This is a genomic window from Enterobacter cloacae complex sp. IR5403, from assembly GCF_049238705.1.
Classification (GTDB): Bacteria; Pseudomonadota; Gammaproteobacteria; order Enterobacterales; family Enterobacteriaceae; genus Enterobacter; species Enterobacter hormaechei_C.
Window position 1 is genome coordinate 86,385 of sequence record NZ_JBMKHP010000011.1, and the last position, 21,986, is coordinate 108,370.

At 57.0% G+C, this 21,986-nt stretch carries 23 protein-coding genes; 11 read left to right on the forward strand and 12 right to left on the reverse strand.

All coding sequences use genetic code 11. The annotated features are described in order from the left end of the window. Positions 1-3 precede the first annotated feature (3 nt). The 3 genes from gsiB to gsiD are packed head-to-tail and all read left to right on the forward strand — an operon-like array spanning position 4 to position 3,381. Positions 4-1,542: a glutathione ABC transporter substrate-binding protein GsiB gene (gsiB, locus tag ACOTW6_RS15625; protein WP_213788853.1), complete on the forward strand. Its 1,539-nt coding sequence runs from the start codon at positions 4-6 to the stop codon at positions 1,540-1,542. Between the two features lie 5 nt (positions 1,543-1,547). Then, positions 1,548-2,468, forward strand: a complete 921-nt coding sequence (gsiC, locus tag ACOTW6_RS15630) for a glutathione ABC transporter permease GsiC (protein WP_006809475.1) — start codon at positions 1,548-1,550, stop codon at positions 2,466-2,468. Position 2,469: 1 nt separating this feature from the next. After that, positions 2,470-3,381, forward strand: coding sequence for a glutathione ABC transporter permease GsiD (gene gsiD, locus ACOTW6_RS15635; RefSeq protein ID WP_015571027.1), 912 nt, complete (start codon positions 2,470-2,472; stop codon positions 3,379-3,381). A 63-nt stretch (positions 3,382-3,444) separates the two neighbouring features. Here gsiD and rimO read toward each other — a convergent pair whose 3' ends face one another. Continuing rightward, on the reverse strand, positions 3,445-4,770 hold the full coding sequence (gene rimO / locus ACOTW6_RS15640; RefSeq protein WP_213788852.1) for a 30S ribosomal protein S12 methylthiotransferase RimO: 1,326 nt from the start codon (positions 4,768-4,770) through the stop codon (positions 3,445-3,447). Between the two features lie 217 nt (positions 4,771-4,987). Between rimO and bssR the strand changes: the two genes are divergently transcribed. Further along, complete coding sequence (bssR, locus tag ACOTW6_RS15645) at positions 4,988-5,371, forward strand: biofilm formation regulator BssR (protein ID WP_032620009.1); 384 nt, start codon at positions 4,988-4,990, stop codon at positions 5,369-5,371. Positions 5,372-5,477: 106 nt separating this feature from the next. Continuing rightward, positions 5,478-6,596 carry a PQQ-dependent sugar dehydrogenase gene (locus ACOTW6_RS15650; RefSeq protein ID WP_213788851.1) on the forward strand — a complete coding sequence of 373 codons (1,119 nt, stop codon included), beginning with the start codon at positions 5,478-5,480 and terminating at the stop codon, positions 6,594-6,596. Here ACOTW6_RS15650 and ACOTW6_RS15655 read toward each other — a convergent pair whose 3' ends face one another. After that, positions 6,597-7,223 carry a glutathione S-transferase family protein gene (locus ACOTW6_RS15655; RefSeq protein WP_213788850.1) on the reverse strand — a complete coding sequence of 209 codons (627 nt, stop codon included), beginning with the start codon at positions 7,221-7,223 and terminating at the stop codon, positions 6,597-6,599. A 243-nt stretch (positions 7,224-7,466) separates the two neighbouring features. Here ACOTW6_RS15655 and dacC point away from each other — a divergent pair, with 243 nt between their 5' ends. Next, positions 7,467-8,672, forward strand: a complete 1,206-nt coding sequence (dacC, locus tag ACOTW6_RS15660; RefSeq protein ID WP_213788849.1) for a serine-type D-Ala-D-Ala carboxypeptidase — start codon at positions 7,467-7,469, stop codon at positions 8,670-8,672. Positions 8,673-8,758: 86 nt separating this feature from the next. Here dacC and deoR read toward each other — a convergent pair whose 3' ends face one another. The 3 genes from deoR to ACOTW6_RS15675 all read right to left on the reverse strand — a co-directional run bounded on the left by deoR (position 8,759) and on the right by ACOTW6_RS15675 (position 10,929). After that, complete coding sequence (deoR, locus tag ACOTW6_RS15665) at positions 8,759-9,517, reverse strand: DNA-binding transcriptional repressor DeoR (protein ID WP_017384886.1); 759 nt, start codon at positions 9,515-9,517, stop codon at positions 8,759-8,761. 67 nt (positions 9,518-9,584) lie between these two features. Beyond that, positions 9,585-10,193, reverse strand: coding sequence for an undecaprenyl-diphosphate phosphatase (gene ybjG / locus ACOTW6_RS15670; RefSeq protein ID WP_023296185.1), 609 nt, complete (start codon positions 10,191-10,193; stop codon positions 9,585-9,587). 7 nt (positions 10,194-10,200) lie between these two features. Then, complete coding sequence (locus ACOTW6_RS15675; protein ID WP_047737783.1) at positions 10,201-10,929, reverse strand: phosphatase PAP2 family protein; 729 nt, start codon at positions 10,927-10,929, stop codon at positions 10,201-10,203. A 167-nt stretch (positions 10,930-11,096) separates the two neighbouring features. Between ACOTW6_RS15675 and ACOTW6_RS15680 the strand changes: the two genes are divergently transcribed. After that, positions 11,097-12,329: an MFS transporter gene (locus ACOTW6_RS15680; RefSeq protein WP_032608925.1), complete on the forward strand. Its 1,233-nt coding sequence runs from the start codon at positions 11,097-11,099 to the stop codon at positions 12,327-12,329. Positions 12,330-12,419: 90 nt separating this feature from the next. On the opposite strand, the gene ACOTW6_RS15685 is transcribed toward ACOTW6_RS15680, so the two are convergent. Both ACOTW6_RS15685 and ACOTW6_RS15690 read right to left on the reverse strand, forming a co-directional pair. Continuing rightward, positions 12,420-13,232 carry a Cof-type HAD-IIB family hydrolase gene (locus ACOTW6_RS15685; protein WP_121479154.1) on the reverse strand — a complete coding sequence of 271 codons (813 nt, stop codon included), beginning with the start codon at positions 13,230-13,232 and terminating at the stop codon, positions 12,420-12,422. Then, positions 13,222-14,436 (reverse strand): MFS transporter, encoded by a 1,215-nt coding sequence (locus tag ACOTW6_RS15690; protein WP_090279301.1) that lies wholly within the window; start codon positions 14,434-14,436, stop codon positions 13,222-13,224. The genes ACOTW6_RS15685 and ACOTW6_RS15690 overlap by 11 nt, the downstream gene beginning before the upstream one ends. 82 nt (positions 14,437-14,518) lie before the next feature. Here ACOTW6_RS15690 and ACOTW6_RS15695 point away from each other — a divergent pair, with 82 nt between their 5' ends. After that, complete coding sequence (locus tag ACOTW6_RS15695) at positions 14,519-15,070, forward strand: TetR/AcrR family transcriptional regulator (RefSeq protein WP_121479153.1); 552 nt, start codon at positions 14,519-14,521, stop codon at positions 15,068-15,070. A 21-nt stretch (positions 15,071-15,091) separates the two neighbouring features. On the opposite strand, the gene arsC is transcribed toward ACOTW6_RS15695, so the two are convergent. The 4 genes from arsC to ACOTW6_RS15715 all read right to left on the reverse strand — a co-directional run bounded on the left by arsC (position 15,092) and on the right by ACOTW6_RS15715 (position 19,126). Further along, the gene (arsC, locus tag ACOTW6_RS15700) at positions 15,092-15,523 is read right to left on the reverse strand and encodes a glutaredoxin-dependent arsenate reductase (protein WP_121479152.1); all 432 of its coding nucleotides are present in this window, start codon (positions 15,521-15,523) and stop codon (positions 15,092-15,094) included. Positions 15,524-15,535: 12 nt separating this feature from the next. Then, positions 15,536-16,825: an arsenic transporter gene (locus ACOTW6_RS15705; protein ID WP_062932124.1), complete on the reverse strand. Its 1,290-nt coding sequence runs from the start codon at positions 16,823-16,825 to the stop codon at positions 15,536-15,538. A gap of 40 nt (positions 16,826-16,865) precedes the next feature. Continuing rightward, the gene (locus tag ACOTW6_RS15710; RefSeq protein WP_047051776.1) at positions 16,866-17,186 is read right to left on the reverse strand and encodes a metalloregulator ArsR/SmtB family transcription factor; all 321 of its coding nucleotides are present in this window, start codon (positions 17,184-17,186) and stop codon (positions 16,866-16,868) included. 254 nt (positions 17,187-17,440) lie between these two features. Beyond that, a complete protein-coding gene (locus tag ACOTW6_RS15715) occupies positions 17,441-19,126 on the reverse strand; it encodes an aspartate:alanine antiporter (RefSeq protein ID WP_026080732.1) in 1,686 nt (561 codons plus the stop codon). Between the two features lie 274 nt (positions 19,127-19,400). Here ACOTW6_RS15715 and ACOTW6_RS15720 point away from each other — a divergent pair, with 274 nt between their 5' ends. Continuing rightward, on the forward strand, positions 19,401-19,775 hold the full coding sequence (locus tag ACOTW6_RS15720; protein WP_017384878.1) for an inner membrane protein YbjM: 375 nt from the start codon (positions 19,401-19,403) through the stop codon (positions 19,773-19,775). Between the two features lie 30 nt (positions 19,776-19,805). Here the strand turns inward: ACOTW6_RS15720 and ACOTW6_RS15725 are convergent, their stop codons facing one another. Continuing rightward, complete coding sequence (locus ACOTW6_RS15725; RefSeq protein ID WP_006809455.1) at positions 19,806-20,075, reverse strand: GrxA family glutaredoxin; 270 nt, start codon at positions 20,073-20,075, stop codon at positions 19,806-19,808. Between the two features lie 185 nt (positions 20,076-20,260). On the opposite strand from ACOTW6_RS15725, the gene nfsA reads away from it, so the two are divergent. After that, entirely contained in the window at positions 20,261-20,983 is a 723-nt protein-coding gene (gene nfsA / locus ACOTW6_RS15730; RefSeq protein ID WP_015571015.1) for a nitroreductase NfsA, read from the forward strand. A gap of 64 nt (positions 20,984-21,047) precedes the next feature. After that, positions 21,048-21,950, forward strand: a complete 903-nt coding sequence (gene rimK, locus ACOTW6_RS15735) for a 30S ribosomal protein S6--L-glutamate ligase (RefSeq protein ID WP_163324168.1) — start codon at positions 21,048-21,050, stop codon at positions 21,948-21,950. The last annotated feature ends 36 nt before the right edge of the window (positions 21,951-21,986 follow it).

Below are 21,986 nucleotides of genomic sequence, written 5' to 3' on the forward strand. Positions count from 1 at the left end.
ACAATGGTTCCTTTTGTTGCTCGTAAATGGCTGCTGGCCGCGAGCGTGACGGCTGCGCTGGCCGCCGCCCCCGCGTTCGCGGCGAAAGATGTGGTGGTGGCTGTGGGGTCTAACTTCACGACGCTGGATCCGTATGACGCTAACGACACCCTTTCTCAGGCGGTGGCAAAATCCTTCTACCAAGGGTTGTTCGGCCTGGACCGCGAAATGAAGCTGAAAAACGTGCTGGCGGAAGGCTATACCGTGTCGGACGACGGGCTGGTCTATACCGTTAAGCTCCGTACCGGCGTGAAGTTCCAGGATGGCACCGACTTCAACGCCGAGGCGGTTAAGGTCAACCTGGATCGTGCCAGCAATCCGGAAAACGGTCTTAAGCGCTACAACCTGTATAAAAATATCGCCCGTACCGAGGTGGTTGACCCGGCGACGGTGAAGATCACCCTCAAAGAGCCGTTCTCGGCGTTTATTAATATCCTGGCGCACCCCGCGACGGCGATGATTTCGCCCGCCGCCCTGAAAAAATACGGCAAAGAGATTGGCTTCCACCCGGTGGGGACCGGACCGTACGAACTGCTCACCTGGAACCAGACCGATTTTGTGAAGGTAAAAAAATTCGCCGGATACTGGCAGCAGGGGCTGCCGAAGCTGAATACCATCACCTGGCGGCCGGTAGTGGACAATAATACCCGCGCCGCAATGCTGCAAACCGGCGAAGCGCAGTTTGCCTTCCCGATCCCGTACGAACAGGCTGCGCTGCTGGCGAAAAACAGCAAGCTGGAACTGGTGGCCAGCCCGTCGATCATGCAGCGCTACATCAGCATGAACGTTACGCAGAAACCGTTTGATAACCCGAAGGTGCGTGAAGCCATCAACTACGCCATTAACCGCCAGGCGCTGGTGAAGGTGGCCTTTGCCGGCTACGCCACCCCGGCGACGGGCGTGATGCCGCCAACCATTGAGTACGCGCAAAGCTATCAGCCGTGGCCGTACGATCCGGCGAAAGCGCGGGAACTGCTGAAAGAGGCGGGCTATCCGAACGGCTTTAGCACCACGCTGTGGTCGTCGCATAACCACAGTACCGCGCAGAAGGTGCTGCAATTTACCCAGCAGCAGCTGGCGCAGGTGGGCATTAAAGCAAGGGTTACGGCGATGGATGCCGGACAGCGAGCGGCGGAAGTGGAAGGCAAAGGACAGAAAGAGAGCGGCGTGCGGATGTTCTACACCGGCTGGACGGCTTCAACCGGTGAAGCGGACTGGTCCCTGTCGCCGCTGTTTGCTTCCCAGAACTGGCCGCCAACGCTGTTCAATACCGCGTTCTACAGTAATCCGCAGGTGGATAAGGATCTGGCCGATGCCCTTAAAACCACCAAACCGGAAGAGAAAGCACGCCTGTACAAAGAGGCGCAGGACATTATCTGGAAAGAGTCGCCGTGGGTGCCGCTGGTGGTGGAAAAACTGGTCTCAGCCCACAACAAAGCGCTGACCGGTTTTTACATCATGCCGGATACGGGATTTAGCTTTGATGACGCGGATTTGAAATAAAACTCATGCTGAATTACGTGTGTAAACGCCTGCTGGGGCTTATCCCGACGCTGCTGATTGTGGCCGTGCTGGTGTTTTTGTTTGTCCATATGTTGCCCGGCGATCCGGCGCGTTTGATTGCCGGGCCGGAAGCAGATGCGACGGTTATTGAACTGGTGCGTAAACAACTCGGTCTTGACCAGCCGCTGTACAGGCAATTTCTGCGTTACATTGGCAATGTCCTTCAGGGCGATTTCGGCATCTCAATGGTGTCGCGTCGTCCGGTGTCGGAGGAGATTGCCAGCCGCTTTATGCCCACTTTCTGGTTAACGATTGCCAGTATGAGCTGGGCGGTTGTCTTTGGCCTGGGCGCGGGGATTGTCGCCGCCGTCTGGCGCAACCGCTGGCCGGATAAGCTCGGTATGGCGCTGGCGGTCACCGGCATCTCTTTCCCGGCGTTTGCGCTGGGCATGCTGCTGATGCAGATTTTCTCCGTCGAGCTGGGCTGGTTGCCGACCGTCGGGGCCGACACCTGGAAGCACTACATTCTGCCCTCTATGACGCTTGGCGCGGCCGTTGCGGCGGTTATGGCCCGGTTTACCCGCGCCTCGTTTGTCGACGTGCTGAGCGAAGATTACATTCGCACCGCGCGGGCAAAAGGGGTGAGTGAGAAATGGGTCATTCTGAAGCATGGTTTTCGTAATGCGATGATCCCGGTGGTCACGATGATGGGGCTACAGTTCGGCTTCCTGCTGGGGGGCTCTATCGTGGTTGAGAAGGTCTTTAACTGGCCGGGGCTGGGGCGCCTGCTGGTCGACTCGGTCGATATGCGTGACTATCCGGTTATTCAGGCTGAAGTCCTGCTTTTCTCGCTGGAGTTTATTCTTATCAACTTAGTGGTGGATGTGCTTTACGCCGCCATTAACCCGGCCATCAGGTATAAGTAAGATGCGATTACTGAACTGGCGTCGCCAGGCCATTTTAAACGCTATGCCGGGGATCAGGCCGGACCATATTCGCACCCCGTGGGTTGAGTTCTGGCGTCGATTCCGTCGTCAGCCCGTCGCTATGGTCGCCGGGTTGTTTGTGTTACTGCTGATCCTGGTGGCGATTATCGCCCCCTGGATAGCCCCGTTTGATGCGGAAAACTACTTCGACTACGACCGGCTGAACGATGGACCGTCGATGATGCACTGGTTTGGCGTGGACTCGCTCGGGCGCGATATTTTCAGCCGCGTGCTGGTAGGGGCGCAGATCTCGCTGGCGGCCGGGGTCTTTGCGGTGCTGATGGGCGCAGCAATTGGCACCGTGCTGGGGCTGGTGGCCGGGTACTACGAAGGCTGGTGGGACCGCATCATCATGCGCATCTGCGACGTGCTGTTTGCCTTTCCCGGTATTCTGCTGGCGATTGCCGTGGTGGCGGTGATGGGCAGCGGCATGGCGAACGTTATTATCGCCGTGGCGGTATTCTCGATTCCCGCTTTCGCGCGCCTGGTACGTGGCAACACGCTGGTGCTGAAGCAGCAGACCTTTATCGAGTCGGCGCGCAGCATGGGAGCCAGCGATGCCACCATCCTGTTCAGCCATATTCTGCCGGGAACGGTCTCGTCTATCGTGGTCTATTTCACCATGCGCATAGGCGTGTCGATTATCTCGGCGGCCAGCCTGTCGTTTCTGGGGCTAGGGGCACAGCCACCGACGCCGGAGTGGGGGGCGATGCTGAACGAGGCGCGGGCGGATATGGTGATTGCGCCACACGTGGCGATCTTCCCGAGCCTGGCGATTTTCCTGACCGTGCTGGCGTTTAACCTGCTGGGGGATGGGCTGCGCGACGCGCTGGATCCGCGGATTAAGGGGTAGTGCTGTGGAATGTGCCGGGTGGCGGCGACGCCTTACCCGGCCTGGAACAGAGGCGTGGGGAGATTAAACCCGGCTACCCCACAAATCATACTCGTCGGCGTTTTCAACCTTCACGCGAATAATATCACCCGGTTTAACCTGTGTTTCGCCGTTCAGGTACACCGCGCCGTCGATTTCAGGCGCATCCGCCATGCTGCGGCCAATTGCGCCTTCTTCGTCCACTTCGTCGATAATCACCAGAATTTCGCGGCCCACTTTCCCCTGCAAGCGTTCAGCAGAGATCTGCTGTTGCAGCTGCATAAAGCGGTTCCAGCGCTCCTCTTTTACCTCTTCCGGTACCTGGTCCGCCAGCTCGTTGGCCGTTGCGCCTTCAACCGGGCTGTACTTGAAGCAGCCGACACGATCCAGACGCGCCTCTTTCAGGAAGTCGAGCAGCATCTGGAAATCTTCTTCGGTTTCACCCGGGAAGCCGACAATAAAGGTGGAGCGCAGGGTCAGATCCGGGCAGATCTCACGCCACTGCTTGATGCGCGCCAGCTGGCGATCCACAGAGCCAGGACGTTTCATCAGCTTCAGAATGCGCGGGCTGGCATGCTGTAGCGGGATATCCAGATACGGCAGGATTTTGCCTTCCGCCATCAGCGGAATCACATCGTCAACGTGCGGATAAGGGTAGACGTAATGCAGACGCGTCCAGATCCCGAGCTTAGCCAGCTGCTCGCACAGGCCGACCATGCTGGTTTTCACCGGCTCGCCGTTGTGGAAACCGGAACGGTGTTTGACGTCCACGCCGTAGGCGGAGGTGTCCTGGGAGATAACCAGCAGCTCCTTCACGCCCGCGTCGGCCAGGCGTTTGGCTTCTGCCAGCACCTCGCCAATCGGACGGCTCACCAGATCGCCACGCATCGACGGGATGATGCAGAAGGTGCAGCGATGGTTGCAGCCTTCGGAAATTTTCAGGTACGCGTAGTGGCGCGGCGTCAGCTTCACGCCCTGTTCCGGCACCAGGCTCAGGAACGGGTTGTGCTTTGGTTTGGGGACGTAGTGATGAACATGTTCCAGCACCTGCTCGTAGCTATGCGGGCCGGTGATCTCCAGCACTTTCGGGTGCACTTCGCGGATCTGATCCACCTTGGCGCCCAGGCAGCCGGTGACAATCACTTTGCCGTTTTCCGTCAGGGCTTCACCAATGGCTTCCAGTGACTCCTGGACCGCGCTGTCGATGAATCCGCAGGTGTTGACGATCACCATGTCGGCGTTGTCGTAGCTTGGCACCACGTCATAGCCTTCAGTGCGAAGTTCAGTCAGGATGCGTTCGGAGTCCACCAGGTTCTTCGGGCAGCCCAGGGAGACAAAGCCGATTTTCGGCGGGTGCGTAACATTGCTCATAGGTTAAAAATTCATCAATTATGGAGTTATCAGGGCGGGATTTTACAGCGTATCGCGGGGGATTTATACACTCTTGATGGCGCAGTTGAGGCGGGTAATCGTTGTAACATTGTAAAGAATGTTAATCAGTTATCGTTTATTGATCTCAGGCATTACATTGTACAAAAAATGACCTTATCCTTAATAAGGTAACAAGGCTGACAGGGGAGGAAATAGCATGTCCGTTGACAGACTGAAACGCGATCTGCTTAACAAGCTGATCAACGCCCGAATCGACCTGGCCGCATATCTGCAACTCCGCAAGGCGAAAGGGTATATGTCAGTCAGCGAAAGCGAAAATCTGCGTGATAACTTCTTTGAACTTTGCAATTTCATGCGTGAAAAAGCACCCATCCTGAAAGCGCACTGCGCTGAAAGCGAATTAGTGGCGCTGCGCCGCGCCGCCGAGGTGCTCTCCATCGCCGGGGTCTGTTTGATGAACGGACGTCACGACTGCCCGAATTTTATTGCCGTTAACGCGGAGAAGCTTGAAAACTGCCTGACCACGCTCGCGCTTTGCATCATGTGTCTGAACAAGCCGGAAACGCTTGCCCGGCACTGAACCCGGGGGAGGCAACTCCCCTTTCTGATTAAGCTTTTGTAAAAGTGGTAACGCACCCGGGAACAGTGGCTAATCTTTAAGCCATATGTCGATAAAGGAGTGCGTTATGCCTCGATCCTCGCTGATTTTCCTTCCAGTCTTGTTATTCCCGCTTTCACTGCTTGCAGCGCCTGAGACGGTTAAGGTTGACGTGTTACAGACAAAACTGGATCACCCCTGGTCGCTGGCGTTTCTGCCAGATAACAAGGGGCTGCTCATCACGCTCAAAGACGGGCAGCTTAAGCACTGGCAGGCAGGGAAAGGGCTCTCCGATCCGATTGTCGGCGTGCCGAAAGTGTGGGCGAGCGGCCAGGGCGGACTGCTGGACGTCGCGCTGGCCCCGGATTTTGCACAGTCACGGCGGGTCTGGCTCAGCTTCGCCGAGGCAGGTAATGATGGCAAAGCGGGTACCGCGGTGGGCTACGGGCGGTTGAGCGATGACCTGTCGCGCATTGAGGGCTTCCAGGTGGTGTTCCGACAGATGCCGAAGCTCTCTACCGGCAACCACTTTGGCGGACGGCTGGTGTTCGACGGCAAAGGCCATCTCTTTATTGGCCTGGGTGAAAACAACCAGCGCCCGACGGCGCAGGATCTGGACAAGCTTCAGGGCAAGGTGGTGCGCCTGACGGAGGACGGAAAAGTGCCGCCGGATAATCCGTTTGTGAACACCGCTGGCGCGCGCCCGGAAATCTGGTCCTATGGCATTCGCAACCCGCAGGGGATGGCGATGAACCCGTGGAGTGACACCCTGTGGCTCAACGAACACGGACCACGCGGTGGGGATGAGATCAACATTCCTGAGAAGGGAAAAAACTACGGCTGGCCCCTGGCGACGCACGGGATCAATTACAGCGGCCTGAAAATCCCGGAAGCGAAAGGCGAGCACGTTGAGGGCACCGAAAAGCCGCTGTTTGTCTGGAAAGTGTCGCCCGCCGTCAGCGGCATGGCGTTCTACAACAGCGACGTCTTCCCGCAGTGGAAAAACAAGCTTTTTATCGGCGCGTTGAAGGAGAAAGACGTCATCGTGCTGAGCGTGAAGGGCAATAGCGTGACGGAGGACGGACGCATTCTGAGCGATAAAGATCAGCGTATTCGCGATGTGCGCGTCGGGCCGGATGGCTATCTGTATGTGCTGACTGACGAGACGGACGGGCAGCTGCTGAAAGTCAGCCCGTCCGGGTCGTAATCAGGTCACCGGGATCATCACCACGTTGCGATACGCCGGGCGCTCGCTAAGCTGCTGGATCCAGCGCTCCAGGTGAGGGCGCGGAGTCCAGTTGAGACCCATGTTAGTGAGGTTCCAGACGAAGGGGGCGACGGCGATATCACCCACGCCGAAGGTGTCGCCGGAGAACCAGGCGTGCTTCGCCAGTTCGTCGTCCATCATCGCGAACAGGGATTCGCAGGCGTCCTGGGCGGCATGAATGGCGGGATAATCACGTTCGGCTTCCGGCGTGCGGATCAGCCCCATCAGGATCACCCGGTGCGTGGGGGAAAGCGTCTGGTTTGCCCAGTCCATCCATTTTTCGCCCTGCGCGCGGCGGGCTGGATTTTCAACCCACAGGCGACCCTGGCCGTACTGCGCGGCGAGATAACGCACGATGGTGTTGGACTCCCACAGCGTGGCGTCTGTCTCGTCATCGCGCAGCAACGGCACCAGTCCGTTTGGGTTCATCGCCAGATAGTCGGCGTCTTTATTCACCCCGAACGCCATGCCAGCCATGATTTGGTTGAACGGTAAATCCAGCTCCTCCAGCGTCCAGAGCACTTTCTTCACGTTGGTCGAATTGTTCCTGCCCCACAGCGTAATCATATTTACTCCCGATGAGATGTGAATCCGAGTCAGCTTTTCGCCATGGTGAGATAAACCTAACAATTACGCAACAGATGCTAAAAAAAACGACGCAATCAAAGCGTATCTGAATGTTATTGCATAAACTTTAAAAACTTTACCTGGAACAGGTTTCTTTGAACGCTGTAGTGCGCTATTACTCATCGCTTCTTGCGACACGGTGATTGTGACGTGATTTTTAGAATGGACACTCGGGTGGCATTTATGACGCAAAAAACTTCTTCTCTGCGCAGCCTGGCGGCAGGCTCGGCGCTGCTTTTCCTTTTTGCCCCAACGCTGCATGCGGCGGAACAGACGGCGCCCGAAGCGCCGCCTGTCGATGCGCGCGCCTGGATCCTGATGGATTACGCCAGCGGGAAAGTGCTGGCGGAAGGTAACGCCGACGAAAAACTCGACCCGGCGAGCCTGACGAAAATTATGACCAGCTATGTGGTCGGTCAGGCGTTGAAAGCGGGCAAGATCAAGCTGGATGACATGGTCACCGTCGGCAAAGATGCCTGGGCGACCGGTAACCCGGCGCTGCGCGGCTCGTCCGTCATGTTCCTGAAGCCCGGCGATCAGGTCTCCGTTTCCGATCTGAATAAAGGGGTCATTATTCAGTCGGGAAATGATGCCTGTATTGCGCTGGCCGATTACGTCGCAGGCAGTCAGGATTCATTTATTGGGCTGATGAATGGCTACGCGAAAAAACTGGGCCTGACCAACACCACCTTTAAAACCGTTCACGGCCTGGATGCGCCGGGTCAGTTCAGCACCGCACGCGATATGGCGCTACTGGGCAAAGCGCTGATCCATGACGTGCCGGATGAGTACGCCATCCATAAAGAGAAAGAGTTCACCTTCAACAATATTCGCCAGCCTAACCGTAACCGTCTGCTCTGGAGCAGTAACGTTAACGTGGACGGCATGAAAACGGGGACGACCGCCGGGGCCGGATACAACCTGGTGGCTTCTGCGACGCAGGGCGACATGCGCCTGATTTCGGTGGTGCTGGGGACGAAAACCGACCGCATTCGTTTTAACGAATCCGAAAAACTGCTGACCTGGGGTTTCCGCTTCTTTGAAACCGTCACGCCGATTAAGCCGGACGCCACCTTCGTGAGCCAGCGCGTCTGGTTTGGTGATAAAAGCGAAGTGAACCTGGGGGCAGGTGAAGCGGGGTCCGTCACCATTCCACGCGGTCAGCTGAAAAACCTGAAAGCCAGCTATACCCTGACCGAGCCACAGCTGACCGCGCCGTTGAAAAAAGGCCAGGTGGTCGGGACGATAGATTTCCAGCTTAACGGCAAATCCATTGAGCAGCGTCCGCTGGTGGTGATGGAAGAGGTGGAAGAGGGCGGCTTCTTCAGCCGGATATGGGACTTTGTGTTAATGAAATTCCACGGCTGGTTTGGCAGCTGGTTTAGCTAGGTTTTTGCCGGGTGGCGCTGCGCTTACCCGGCCTTCGTTCGAGCCGTCGTAGGCCGGGTAAGGCGAAGCCGCCACCCGGCACAACCTCAATACATCAACTTCACCTGCTGCGCCTTTGCATACGACACCAGCTCGTCATCCGGGCGGCAATCACTGACGATGGCGTCAAAGCGCGACAGTTCTCCCATCCTTGCCGGACGAACCTTGCCAAATTTACTGTGATCAACCACCAGCACATGCTGCTGTGCGGCGTTGAGCGCCCACTGTTTCACCGGTAACTCTTCAAGATTAAAACAGGTTGCCCCCTGTTTCACATTCACGCCCGCCGCAGAGTAAAAGGCGATATCCGGGCATACATTGCTCAGCGTGTCCTGAATATTCAGCGGTTTGAAGATGGCGTTGCTGGCATGAAACTCGCCGCCACACAAAATCACCCGGCACGCCGGTTTCTCCTGCAAGGCCAGGAAGGTGTTTAGCGAATAACAGACGGCGGTAAACGGAACGGTGCTGTCGATGGCCTCGATGATCCACGGGGTTGTCGTACCGCAGTCAAAAAACAGCGTTTGATGAGGCTGGACCAGCGAGGCGGCGAGCCGCGCGGCTTTGCGCTTCTCTTCCACCAGGCGTGTTTTTTGATCGCTTAGCAGATAATGGCTGGCGCTACGCGGCTCCAGAACAATATACCCGCCAAGCAGCACAACGGGGGCGCTGTCGCTGTTCAGATCGCGACGAATGGTCATTTCAGACACGCCAAGCAGGGTAGCGGCTTCCTTAAGATGCAGCTTATCGCTGCGCTTCAGCGCCTGAAGCAGCTGAGCAATGCGGTCATCGCGACGTGTTTCCATAGATCCTCGGGCTAAAAAAGTGAGCCCCCGCAGGGCGGGGGCTCAAGTGTAACCTGACGGACCGGGGTTAGTCACGTATCCAGCCCTTGCGGATCGGAAGGGCAAACAGAACGCGATAGGCCTGTGATAATCCACGATAAAGTGCCGGACCAAAGAGGCTCCACAGGATGGCTGCGCTGACGCAGCCCATCAGTCCCACCAGGAAACCGCCGACCATATCCAGCGGCCAGTGTACGCCCAGGTAGACGCGGGACCAGGCGATGGCGACCGCCACGCCCATCAGCACCATGCCGGACCACAGGCGATGCCAGAACAGGAAGGCCAGCGCAAAGGTGAAGATCACCGTGCCGTGATCGCTCGGGAACGAGTCATCCGGCGCATGGTGCAGGAAGTTATAGCCGACGTGCTCGACAAACGGCCGATCGTGCGGGAAGGCGTGGCCCAGCACGTAGCTTGCCAGCACGCTGACGCCGATCGCCATCGCCATTTTGATCACCAGATGGCGCTGGGCGGTGACCTGTGTACGAGGTCCCCATAACCAGAGGATCACCGCCAGCGCCGGTACAATGCTGATCACATCTTTCGCAATAAAGGTGGCGAGATCGATCATCCATTCCGGTGATGCTGGCGTGGCGTTGAGCAGGTAAAACAGTTCGTAGTTCAGATTTTCTAACATAATCTCGTTACTCTTTAGCAAACCAGGCGGAAACCAGCCCGTAAACCAGCACCTGGGAAAACCAGACCCACCACCCGGCCCACAGGTTGTGAGAGAAAAAATGCGCGCCGCGCATGACCTGCCCGAATCCCATCAGTAGCCCCATAACAACGCCTAACGCGACACAGGTCCAGGCCAGGCGTGGACGTTCACGCCAGAAGGCAAAAAACAGCCCCATTACCATAAACCCGCTTGAGGCGTGGCCGCCGGGAAAGCAGCGTCCCGGTCCGCTGTCTGCCGGAACCGCGTTGAACAGGGGATACGAGACGGCTTTGCCGCCATACTCCACCAGATCCCACGGACAGCTGTGGTGGCTTATGCTTTTCAGCACTCCAACTACCAGCGCACCCAGCCCCATCAGAAGCGCGGCCGTCACCAGCCGGGCATTGCGTTTGTAAGCACCGTAAATCAGCGAGGCGGCAGCCAGCGCAATGGCCACATATTTCGCCAGCCGATGGTTGAGCAAATCCAGCAGCGGATTTTGCTGTAGCGGGAAATGATGCGTCGCCGCGTCATACCAGAAGCCGGTGATCCATCGGTCAAGCGATTCATCGCGCGAAAGCCAGGTAAAAAGCAGCGCAAGGACGATCAGCACGAAAAGCTGATAACCATAAAAGCGGGCAGGCAAACGGTAAAGGCGTTTTGTCTTATTTGTCGGTAACTTGGATAATTCTGAAGGGCTGACGGCGTGTGTCATAGTTTCGGTCAATAACGTGAAATAGCACTATCATAGGGAGGGCAACTTAAGGAAACCTTAAACGACAACGATAAGTGCCTTATTTCTGAGTTTTCACGTGATTGTGCTATCTCAGACAGCGGCAATTCATTACACTCATCGCGATTTTTTCATACTAAAGAGATTGCATGATAAACCGTTCTTCTTCCGGTAATCGTCTGGGTCGTCAGGCGTTACTTTTTCCTCTGTGTCTGGTGCTTTACGAATTCTCTACCTACATCGGCAACGACATGATCCAGCCAGGCATGCTGGCTGTGGTTGAGCAGTACAACGCAGGTATTGAGTGGGTACCTACATCCATGACCGCCTATCTCGCGGGCGGCATGTTTTTACAGTGGCTTTTAGGGCCGCTGTCGGATCGTATTGGCCGCCGTCCGGTGATGCTGACGGGCGTGGTGTGGTTTATCGTCACCTGTCTCGCCACGCTGCTGGCGCAGAACATTGAGCAATTCACGCTGCTGCGTTTCCTTCAGGGCGTGAGCCTGTGCTTTATTGGCGCCGTGGGCTACGCCGCTATTCAGGAGTCGTTTGAGGAGGCGGTATGTATCAAAATAACCGCGCTGATGGCGAACGTGGCGCTGATTGCGCCGCTTCTGGGGCCGCTGGTGGGAGCCGCATGGGTCCACGTCGCGCCGTGGGAAGGGATGTTCGTCCTCTTTGCCGCGCTTGCGGCCATCTCTTTCTTTGGCCTGCACCGTGCGATGCCGGAGACCGCCACCCGCCTGGGCGAAAAGCTCTCGCTTAAGGAGCTGGGGCGTGATTATAAGGCGGTGCTGAAAAACGGCCGTTTTGTCGCGGGCGCGCTGGCGACGGGCTTTGTCAGCCTGCCGCTGCTGGCGTGGATTGCCCAGTCGCCGGTCATTATCATCAGTGGCGAACAGCTTAGCAGCTATGAGTATGGCCTGTTACAGGTGCCGATTTTTGGCGCGCTGATTATCGGTAACCTGGTGCTGGCACGTCTGACGTCGCGCCGTACCGTGCGTTCGCTGATCATTATGGGCGGCTGGCCCATAGCGGCAGGGCTGATTATCGCGGCGGTGGCGACCGTAGCCTCGTCTCATGCGTACCTGTGGATGACGGCGGGGCTGAGCATTTATGCGTTTGGTATTGGCGTGGCGAATGCCGGTCTGGTACGCCTGACGCTGTTCGCCAGTGAAATGAGTAAAGGCACGGTGTCTGCCGCGATGGGGATGCTGCAAATGCTGATCTTCACCGTCGGAATTGAGGTGAGCAAGCATGCCTATGCTTTCGGCGGTAACGGGCTGTTCAGCCTGTTCAACCTCGCCAACGGCGTGCTGTGGATTGCCCTGATGGTGGTATTCCTGAAAGACAAGCGCGTCGGAAACGCCCTGCAACCGTAATCCTTATTCCCTCTCCCCCGTGGGCGAGCTCGGGACAGTCCCCTCTCCCTGTGGGAGAGGGTTAGGGTGAGGGCACCAGAGCGCACGGAATCAATTAAACGGCGCCCTCCCATCCAGCACCCTATCAATTACGTCCAGCACCCCTTCGTCATTATTGTTCGGCGCTTCATAGCGGGCCACCGCTTTAATATGCGGTCTGGCATTGGCCATCGCGAAGCCAAACCCAGCCTGTCGCAGCATCTCCACGTCGTTACCGCTGTCGCCAAAGGCCACCACTTCACTGTCCTCAATGCCCCAGCGCGCTTGCAGGATCCGCAGGCCGTTAGCTTTGTGCACGCCGGGGATAATCAGGTCGATACTGCCGTGTCCCGTGGTCACCGGCACCATGATGTCGCCAAGCTTCTCATGCAGCAGCGCCTGAATGCGCGGAATTTCGTCGTCAGAGACGTTAAGCCCGAATTTGAAGAAAATATCGTTGAGGTTGTCAAAGCTGCTGACGCTTTCAAGGCGGTGATAGTATTTCGCAGCAATCTCTTTGAAGAGGTCGTTATACGTTTTCAGCGTGTAGGCGCTGTTTTTTCCGCAGGCAATTATCTCTATGCCGGGCACGTCGTTTAACAGGGTGGCGACGGTCATAAAATGCTCTTTCGACAGTTCGCCGTTAAACACATCTTCGCCCGCATCCACCACCCAGCCGCCGTTTTCGGCGACGAAGGCGATTTCATGGGCGATCTCCGGGAAAAATGAGATCAGCTGGTAGTACTGGTTTCCGCTGGCGACCACAAAACGGATGCCTTGCGCTTTCATGCGCGCGTATTGCGCCAGAAAACGCGCGCGGTTATAGGTTTTCGCATCGCTCAGGAAGGAGCCATCCATGTCGACTGCAATCAGTTTAACGCTCATATCCCTTCTCCATTGACGTTGGTTCTGCTTCCGGTTTTGCCACCGCTCGCGCCACCAGGGCGGCAATAATGACTAACCCTAATACCACCAGCATCGCGCTGCGTAACCCGTAGTGCTCACCGAGGAATCCAAGCAGCGGCGGCCCCACCAGGAAAGCGAGGTAGCCCGTGGTCGCCACGACGCTCACGCGCGTCGGCGCGTCGGGGCCGGTATCGCTGGCAGCGGAAATGGTCAGCGGGAAGCCAAGGGAGGCGCCCAGTCCCCACAGGATCACCGACACGCCGGCAATCCAGTCCACATCCACAAAGATAATCATCGCGATACCCAGCCCACCCAGCAGGGCGCTGGCACGGACGACAGCCACGCGGCTGTAACGGTCGATAAACCAGCCCCCGGTAAAGCGTCCGACGGTCATGCCGAGCGTAAACCCGGCGTAAATCAGCGAGCCGGAGGTGGGGCTAAATCCGTGCCCGTCCACCATCAGCAACGGTAGCCAGTCGTTGGCGGAGCCTTCAGCAAACGCCATCGCCAGTACCACCACGCCAATCAGCATCAGCTGGAAATCGCGATAGAAAGGCAACCCTTTTGCCGCAGACTTCTGTTCGTCCGAGGCGTTTTGTCCTGTGCCAGCGGGAATAGCCCTGATGCCGGTGAGGATCGGGATAATGCAGACCAGCGCGGCGAGTAAAATGTGCACATTGGCCGCAATGCCCAGCGCCGTCAGCGCCATCCCTACGCCCGCGCCTGCCAGCGTGCCGAGGCTGTAAAAGCCGTGCATCATCGGCAGCACCGTTTTGTTCATCGCCTGTTCGACGGCGGCCCCCTCGACGTTAATGGCCACTTCCGCCGCACCAAAGCTGCCGCCAAATACCATCAGCCCAAGGGCAAACATCAGCGGCGAGGCGAACCACAGCGCCACGCTCAGACCGAGCATACCTACCACGGCGCAGCACATGGTGGTGCGGATCACCGCCCGCGTGCCAAAGCGCTTCACCAGCCAGGCCGAGCAGAGGATGCCGCTCATCGAGCCAATCGACAGGCCAAACAGCACGATCCCCATCTCCGCCGTCGAGACGGACAGCGTATCGCGGATTGCCGGAGTGCGCGTTGCCCAGGAAGCCATCAGCAGCCCGGGGATGAAGAAGAACATAAACAGCGCCCACATGCGCAGATGCAGGGCTTTGCGAGGAGAAGTTAGCGTCATTGGGATCAGCACCAGAAGTACAACAATAGCGACAACACTAGCAACTTTGTGTACATTTGTACACAAACCGGATGAGGATTTTATGAGCAGACCACCGAACGACCCTAACCGCCGCGAGAAGATACTCCAGGCGACGCTGGACACCATTGCTGAGCACGGTATTCATGCCGTCACGCACCGCAAAATTGCTACCTGCGCAGGCGTGCCGCTGGGGTCGATGACCTACTATTTCGACGGGATGGAGTCGCTTCTGGAGGAGGCATTCACGTGGTTTACGCAGCAGATGTCTCAGCAGTACCGGGATTTCTTCGCGGGGGTTACCGGGCGGGAGAGGGCGTGCGAGGCGATTACCACGCTGATCCACAGTTCAGCCGTGACCACGCCACACAATATGGCGCTGATGTATCAGCTGTACGCGTTTATGCACCGCAGCGCCGCGCTGAAAACGGTGATGCAGGACTGGATGAAGATGAGCCAGGCTACGCTGGAGCAGTGGTTTGATCCGGCCACCGCCCGCGCGCTGGATGCGTTTATCGAGGGGATGACGCTGCATTTTGTGACCGATCGGTCGCCGTTAACCCGGGAGGAGATCCGGGCGATGGTGGGACGGATTGCAGGCGAGGATACCGTCTGATAGCACTCGCCCCGGCCACGCCTACTGTCGGGAGATTTTTTTCCCGCTGGCGTCAACGACGACTTCGCCATCTTCCTTCGTAAATGCCCCTTTTTGCGCGTCCGGAAGGATGTCGAGAACGACTTCAGAAGGGCGGCACAGACGGGTGCCCAGCGGCGTCACCACAATCGGACGGTTAATCAGAATAGGGTATTGCAGCATGAAATCGATAAGCTGGTCGTCGGTGAAATGTCCCCCGGCAAGGCCCAGTTGCTCATAAGGCTCGACGTTTTTGCGCAACAGATCGCACACGGAAATCCCCATGTCTGCAATCAGCCTGGTCAGTTCATCACGCGACGGTGGGTTCTCAAGATAGAGAATAATTTCGGGTTCCGTACCGCTGTTGCGGATCATCTCCAGCGTATTGCGCGACGTGCCGCAGGCCGGGTTGTGATAAATGGTGATGTGGCTCATATCAGTGACTCATTATGGTGTGAAGGAGAGACGTAGCGCGAGTGCGGCGAGCGTCACAAAGAGAACCGGCAGGGTCATTATGATGCCCGTCCTGAAGTAGTAGCCCCAGGTAACAGTCATGTTTTTCTGTGCCAGCACATGGAGCCAGAGCAGGGTAGCCAGACTTCCTATGGGGGTAATTTTCGGCCCCAAATCGCAGCCAATCACGTTAGCGTAAATCATCGCCTCTTTGATTAACCCTGTTGCAGCACTACCCTCAATGGAGAGCGCGCCAATCAGCACCGTTGGCATATTGTTCATTATGGATGACAGGAAGGCGGTGATAAATCCGGTTCCCAGCGTGGTAACCCAGAGTCCGTATCCGGCTAAGTGATCAAGAACGCCTGAAAGAGACTCCGTCAGCCCGGCGTTGCGCAGGCCATACACCACCAGATACATCCCCAGCGAGAAGATAACAATTTGCCACGGCGCGCCGCGCAGCACTTTCCCGGTGTTAATGGCGTGCCCGCGTTTAGCAACGGCAAACAAAATCAGCGCGCCCACACTCGCGATGGCACTGACGGGAATGCCGAGAGGTTCAAGCACAAAGAAACCGACGAGCAGTAGCAGCAGCACGATCCAGCCCGTTCTGAACGTCGGCAGGTCGTGAATGGCCCGTGCGGGCTCGCGGAGTTTTGCCAGGTCATATTCGGGGGGGATTTCTTTTCGGAAGAACAGATGCAGCATTACCAGCGTTGCGGCAATCGCAGCGATATCGACCGGGATCATCACCGAGGCGTATTCGCTGAAGCCCAGCTTAAAGAAGTCCGCCGACACAATGTTGACCAGGTTGGAGACAATCAGCGGCAGGCTGGCGGTATCGGCGATAAATCCCGCCGCCATCACGAACGCCAGCGTAGCCTGCTTGCTGAACCCCAGCGCCAGCAGCATAGCGATGACGATAGGGGTGAGGATCAGCGCCGCGCCGTCATTGGCGAACAGCGCCGCCACGGCTGCGCCAAGCAGCACGATCCAGGTAAACAGCAATCGCCCGCGACCGTTTCCCCAGCGGGCAACGTGCAGCGCGGCCCACTCGAAAAAGCCGGACTCATCCAGCAGCAGGCTGATAATGATGACGGCGATGAACGTTGCCGTCGCATTCCAGACGATATTCCATACCACAGGGATATCGTTAATGTTAATCACGCCGCTCATCAGCGCCAGCACGGCGCCAATGGTGGCGCTCCAGCCGATACTGAGCCCTTTGGGCTGCCAGATAACCAGTACCAGCGTAAACAGAAAAATAGCCCCTGCCAGAAACATCTTTTACTCCGTTATATCTGTTATTGTGAATGTGTTTTGGTCAGCACGAGCCCGGAAGTCGGTTTTTCAGCTTCATACGCGTCTCTTCCCGCAGGCAGTTCCAGCTGGTGTCGATAACGGTTGCCGCCCATGCTGGCATGTTGGGAGAGAGACGGTAGTAGATCCACTTACCCTCGCGACGGTCGATGACCAGCCCGGCCTCGCGCAGCAAGGCCATGTGACGGGAGACCTTAGGCTGCGGCTCGTTGGTAGCGGAGCAGAGATCGCAGACGCACAGCTCGCCCGCTTCACGCAGAAGCATGACGATGGAGAGCCGCGTTTCGTCGGAAAGGGTTTTGAAGAGCTGGATGGGGTGTAGCATCGGGTGATCCTGCGTGCATTCATTCATATGTGATTAATCATATATGTTTGCAGGGGGAGGGGGAAGCGAAAATGGCAAAATGAGGAAGTTTCAGGCAACAAAAAACCCATCAACCTTGAACCAAAACGGCGGGGTTGATGGGCTCCACAAATTGGGGACATCAAAGAAAAGCAGTGGCACTAGTTATGACTGCACCCTGCGTAAAAAGTTCTGCGCGTAACGAAAATTTTTTGCGTCACACGCAAACTTGAGATTTATCCGAGTCCTGGCCAGATAATGATGATCAGCGTACCTGCCAGCGTCAGCAGCACGTTGGCGATCGCGTACGTGCCTGCATAGCCCAGCGCCGGGATGTTGCTGCGCGCGGTGTCGCTGATGATCTCCATCGCCGGTGCGCAGGTGCGCGCGCCCATCATCGCGCCGAAGAGCAGGGCGCGGTTCATGCGCAGCACGTAGGCGCCGAAGAGGAAACAGATCACCACCGGTACCAGGCTGACGATAAGTCCGGAAACCAACATTTGCCAGCCGACCGCGCCCAGGCCGTTGCCAATGCCGCTCCCGGCGCTTAAGCCGACACCCGCCATAAAGACCATCAGACCGAACTCTTTCACCATATTCAGCGCCCCCTGAGGGATATAGCCGAAGGTGGGATGGTTCGCTCGCAGGAAGCCCAGCATGATCCCGGCGAACAGCAGACCGGCTGCGTTACCAATGCCGAAGCTAAAGTTGCTGAACTGGAAGGTGATCATCCCGATCATCAGGCCGACAATGAAGAAGGCGCAGAAGGCTAACAGGTCCGTCACCTGGCTGTGGATCGAGATAAAGCCGATACGGTCGGCAACGGTTTTAACCCGTCGGGCATCGCCGCTGACCTGCAACACATCGCCTTTATTGAGCACCACGTTATCGTCGATAGGCATTTCAATCTGGCTGCGGATCACGCGGTTGAGGAAACAACCGTGGTCGGTCAGCTTCAGCTGTGCCAGACGGCGGCCCACGGCGTTGTGGTTTTTCACCACAATCTCTTCGGTGACGATACGCATGTCCAGCAGGTCGCGGTCAAACACCTCTTTCCCGTTGCGGAAGCTCGGATCGAGACGCGCGTGGGCGTCCGGGTAGCCAACAAGGGCGATGTCATCGCCCATCTGGAGCACCGCGTCACCGTCCGGGTTTGCCAGAATGCCGTTACGACGGATACGTTCGATGTAGCAGCCGGTCTGACGGTAGATCCCCAGCTCGCGCAGGTTTTTCCCGTCGGTCCAGGCAACCAGCTCTGGCCCGACGCGATAGGCGCGGATCACCGGCAGGTAAACTTTACGTTTGGAGTCCGTGTCCAGGCCGCGCTCGCGGGCGATAGTCTGGGCGCTGGTCTGGAGATCCTGATGCTGAAGTTTTGGCAGATAGCGCGCGCCAACAATCAGGCTCACCAGACCAATCAGATAGGTCAGGGCATAGCCCAGACTCAGGTTGTCCAGCGCGGAGGAAAGCTGCGTGCCTGCCATGCCAGAATGACGAAGCGTATCCCCCGCGCCGACAAGCACCGGCGTGGAGGTCATCGAGCCTGCCAGCATACCGGCCGTTAAGCCGATGTCCCAGCCAAACAATTTGCCCAGCCCTAACGCAATCAGCAGGGCGCTGCCGACCATCACCAGCGCCAGCATCAGGTAATTTTTGCCGTCTCGGAAGAAAATGGAAAAAAAGTTCGGACCGGCTTCCACGCCTACGCAAAAAATAAACAGCATGAAACCTAAGTTAAGCGCGTCCGTGTTAATACTGAAATGTTGTTGACCTAATAACAGGGAGACGACTAAAACGCCAATGGAATTACCAAGTTGAACTGAACCCAGGCGTAATTTACCCAGACAAAGGCCCAGCGCCAGTACCACAAATAATAACAGGATGTAATTCCCATTTAACAAGTCTGCGACGTTTATATTCACGGAGGCTAACTTCTTGTTTACCAGTAAGTTGTTGAATGAAAGGACTATTTGGGCTACTGTTTTCAGAGTCAGGGAATCACTTTGCATCTCCCTGCTTCCTGATAAATACCCTAAACACTAGCAGTCGGTTAGTTTAATCGTAATAGCTACCGACAGCCACCTATTATCGCACGACTTTTGTGCGTGCTTTGGCAAGGATTGCCGCATTGCTTTATCTGACTGGGCGTCCACCGGACGATTTTTGTATTTGATAGAGATAAGTCAGGAGGATAGTTTGAACTTTAAACGAAACTGGGCTGGCGTAATCAGCTGTTTTTTGCTGTTTACGGTCGTTTGCATGTCGCTCGCTTTTAACGTGAAAGGCGCCTTCAGAGCGTCCGGTCATCCCGAGCTGGGCCTGTTGTTCTTCATCCTGCCGGGGGTAGTCGCTGGTTTTCTCTCGCGTAAAGGCGAGGTGGTGATGCCGCTTATTGGGGCAATGCTTGCGGCCCCGCTCTGTCTGCTTCTGATGCGCGTGCTGTTTCTCTCGTCGAGAAGCGTCTGGCAGGAAGTGGCGTGGCTACTGAGTGGCGTTTTCTGGTGTGCGCTGGGCGCGCTCTGTTTCTTATTTACGCGCAGCCTGCTGCAACAGCGGAAGCACCGTAAATAAAAACGCCCTCAGGGTGAGGGCGTCTTCGCATTACTGAGCCGCAAACAGGCCCAGGTGTTCTTTGGCGTAGGCTTCAAAATCGGTGCAGCCGCCAATGTGTTTCTGATCGAGGAAGATCTGCGGCACGGTTTCAACCGGTTTACCCACGGTTTTTTCCAGATCGGCTTTAGTGATGCCTTCCGCGTGGATATCCACGTAACGGAAGTTGAAATCATCACGTTCTTCAGTCAGTTTCTCTGCCAGCTCTTTCGCGCGTACACAGTAAGGGCATCCTGGACGACCAAAAATTACTGCAAACATTTCTCTCTCCTCAAAAAACAAGCCTGACGGCGAATAGCGCCTATAGTGCACGATAACCTGCCGTCATGGAAAGAAGGTTTCACCTGTCACTTTGATACAGTCAGGCTATGTTTCGCCAATTACATCAGGTGGATCATTGCCTATACTGGCTGCCATACGTTTTACGCAACACAAAGAGAGACAAAATGACGCCAACCATTGACCTGCTTCGTTCCCACCGTTCCATTCGCCATTTCACCGATGAGCCGATTACCCAGGCGCAGCGGGAGGCGATCATCGACAGCGCAAGAGGCACCTCCAGCTCCAGCTTTTTGCAGTGCAGCTCCATTATCCGCATTACCGATCCGGCGATGCGTGAGCAGCTGGTAACGCTGACGGGCGGACAAAAGCACGTTGCCCAGGCGGCTGAGTTCTGGGTGTTCTGCGCCGATTTTAACCGTCACCTGCAAATCTGCCCCGAGGCCGAGCTGGGGCTGGCGGAACAGCTGCTGCTGGGCGTGGTGGATACGGCGCTGATGGCGCAAAACGCGTTCACGGCGGCGGAATCGCTGGGGCTTGGCGGCGTCTATATTGGCGGGCTGCGTAACAACATCGAAAGCGTGACGGAACTGCTGAAGCTGCCGAAACACGTGCTGCCGCTGTTTGGTCTGTGCCTCGGCTGGCCGGCGGATAACCCGGATCTGAAGCCGCGCATTCCTGCTGCGATGCTGGTGCATGAAAACCACTACCAGCCGGTCGACCAGGACGTTCTGCATCAATACGATGAAGAGCTGGCGAACTACTATCTGACGCGCGACAGCAACAACCGCCGCGACACCTGGAGCGACCATATTCGTCGCACCATCATCAAGGAGAACCGCCCGTTCATTCTCGACTACCTGCACAAACAGGGCTGGGCAACGCGATAGTCCATTCCTTCTGCGCCTCGTGTATGATAGGCAGGCTTTTACCATGTCTTTAGAGAGGTGCAGGGTGAAAATTGCCATATTGTCCCGGGATGGAACGCTCTATTCATGTAAACGCCTGCGAGAAGCGGCGGTGAAACGCGGACATCAGGTTGAGATCCTCGATCCGATGTCCTGCTATATGAACATCGACCCTGCGGCGTCGTCGATTCATTACAAAGGCCGCAAACTCCCGCATTTTGATGCGGTAATTCCCCGCATTGGCTCCCAGATTACCTATTACGGTACGGCTGCGCTGCGCCAGTTTGAAATGCTGGGTAGCTATCCGCTCAACGAGTCCGTGGCGATCTCCCGCGCCCGCGATAAGCTGCGCTCGCTGCAACTGCTGGCGCGCCAGGGAATCGATCTGCCCGTCACCGGGATTGCCCACTCCCCGGACGACACCAGCGATTTAATCGACATGGTGGGCGGTGCGCCGCTTGTCATTAAGCTGGTGGAAGGCACGCAGGGTATTGGGGTGGTACTGGCGGAGACGCGTCAGGCGGCGGAAAGCGTGATCGACGCGTTTCGCGGTCTGAATGCCCATATTCTGGTGCAGGAGTATATTAAAGAGGCCAACGGGTGCGACATCCGCTGCTTTGTGGTGGGCGATGAAGTGGTGGCCGCCATTGAGCGGCAGGCGAAAGAGGGCGACTTCCGCTCTAACCTGCACCGCGGCGGTATCGCGCGGGTGGCCCTTATCAGCGAGCGCGAGCGCGAGATTGCGGTGAAAGCGGCGCAGACGCTGGGCCTGGACGTGGCGGGGGTCGATCTGCTGCGTGCCGGGCGCGGGCCGCTGGTGATGGAAGTCAACGCCTCGCCGGGGCTGGAAGGGGTGGAAAAAACCACAGGCGTCGATATTGCAGGTAAAATGATCGCATGGATTGAACGCCATGCGACGCCGGGATTTTGCCTGAAAACGGGCGGTTAAATGGATCGGCGCGCACTTTTTGCGTAATCTGGACAA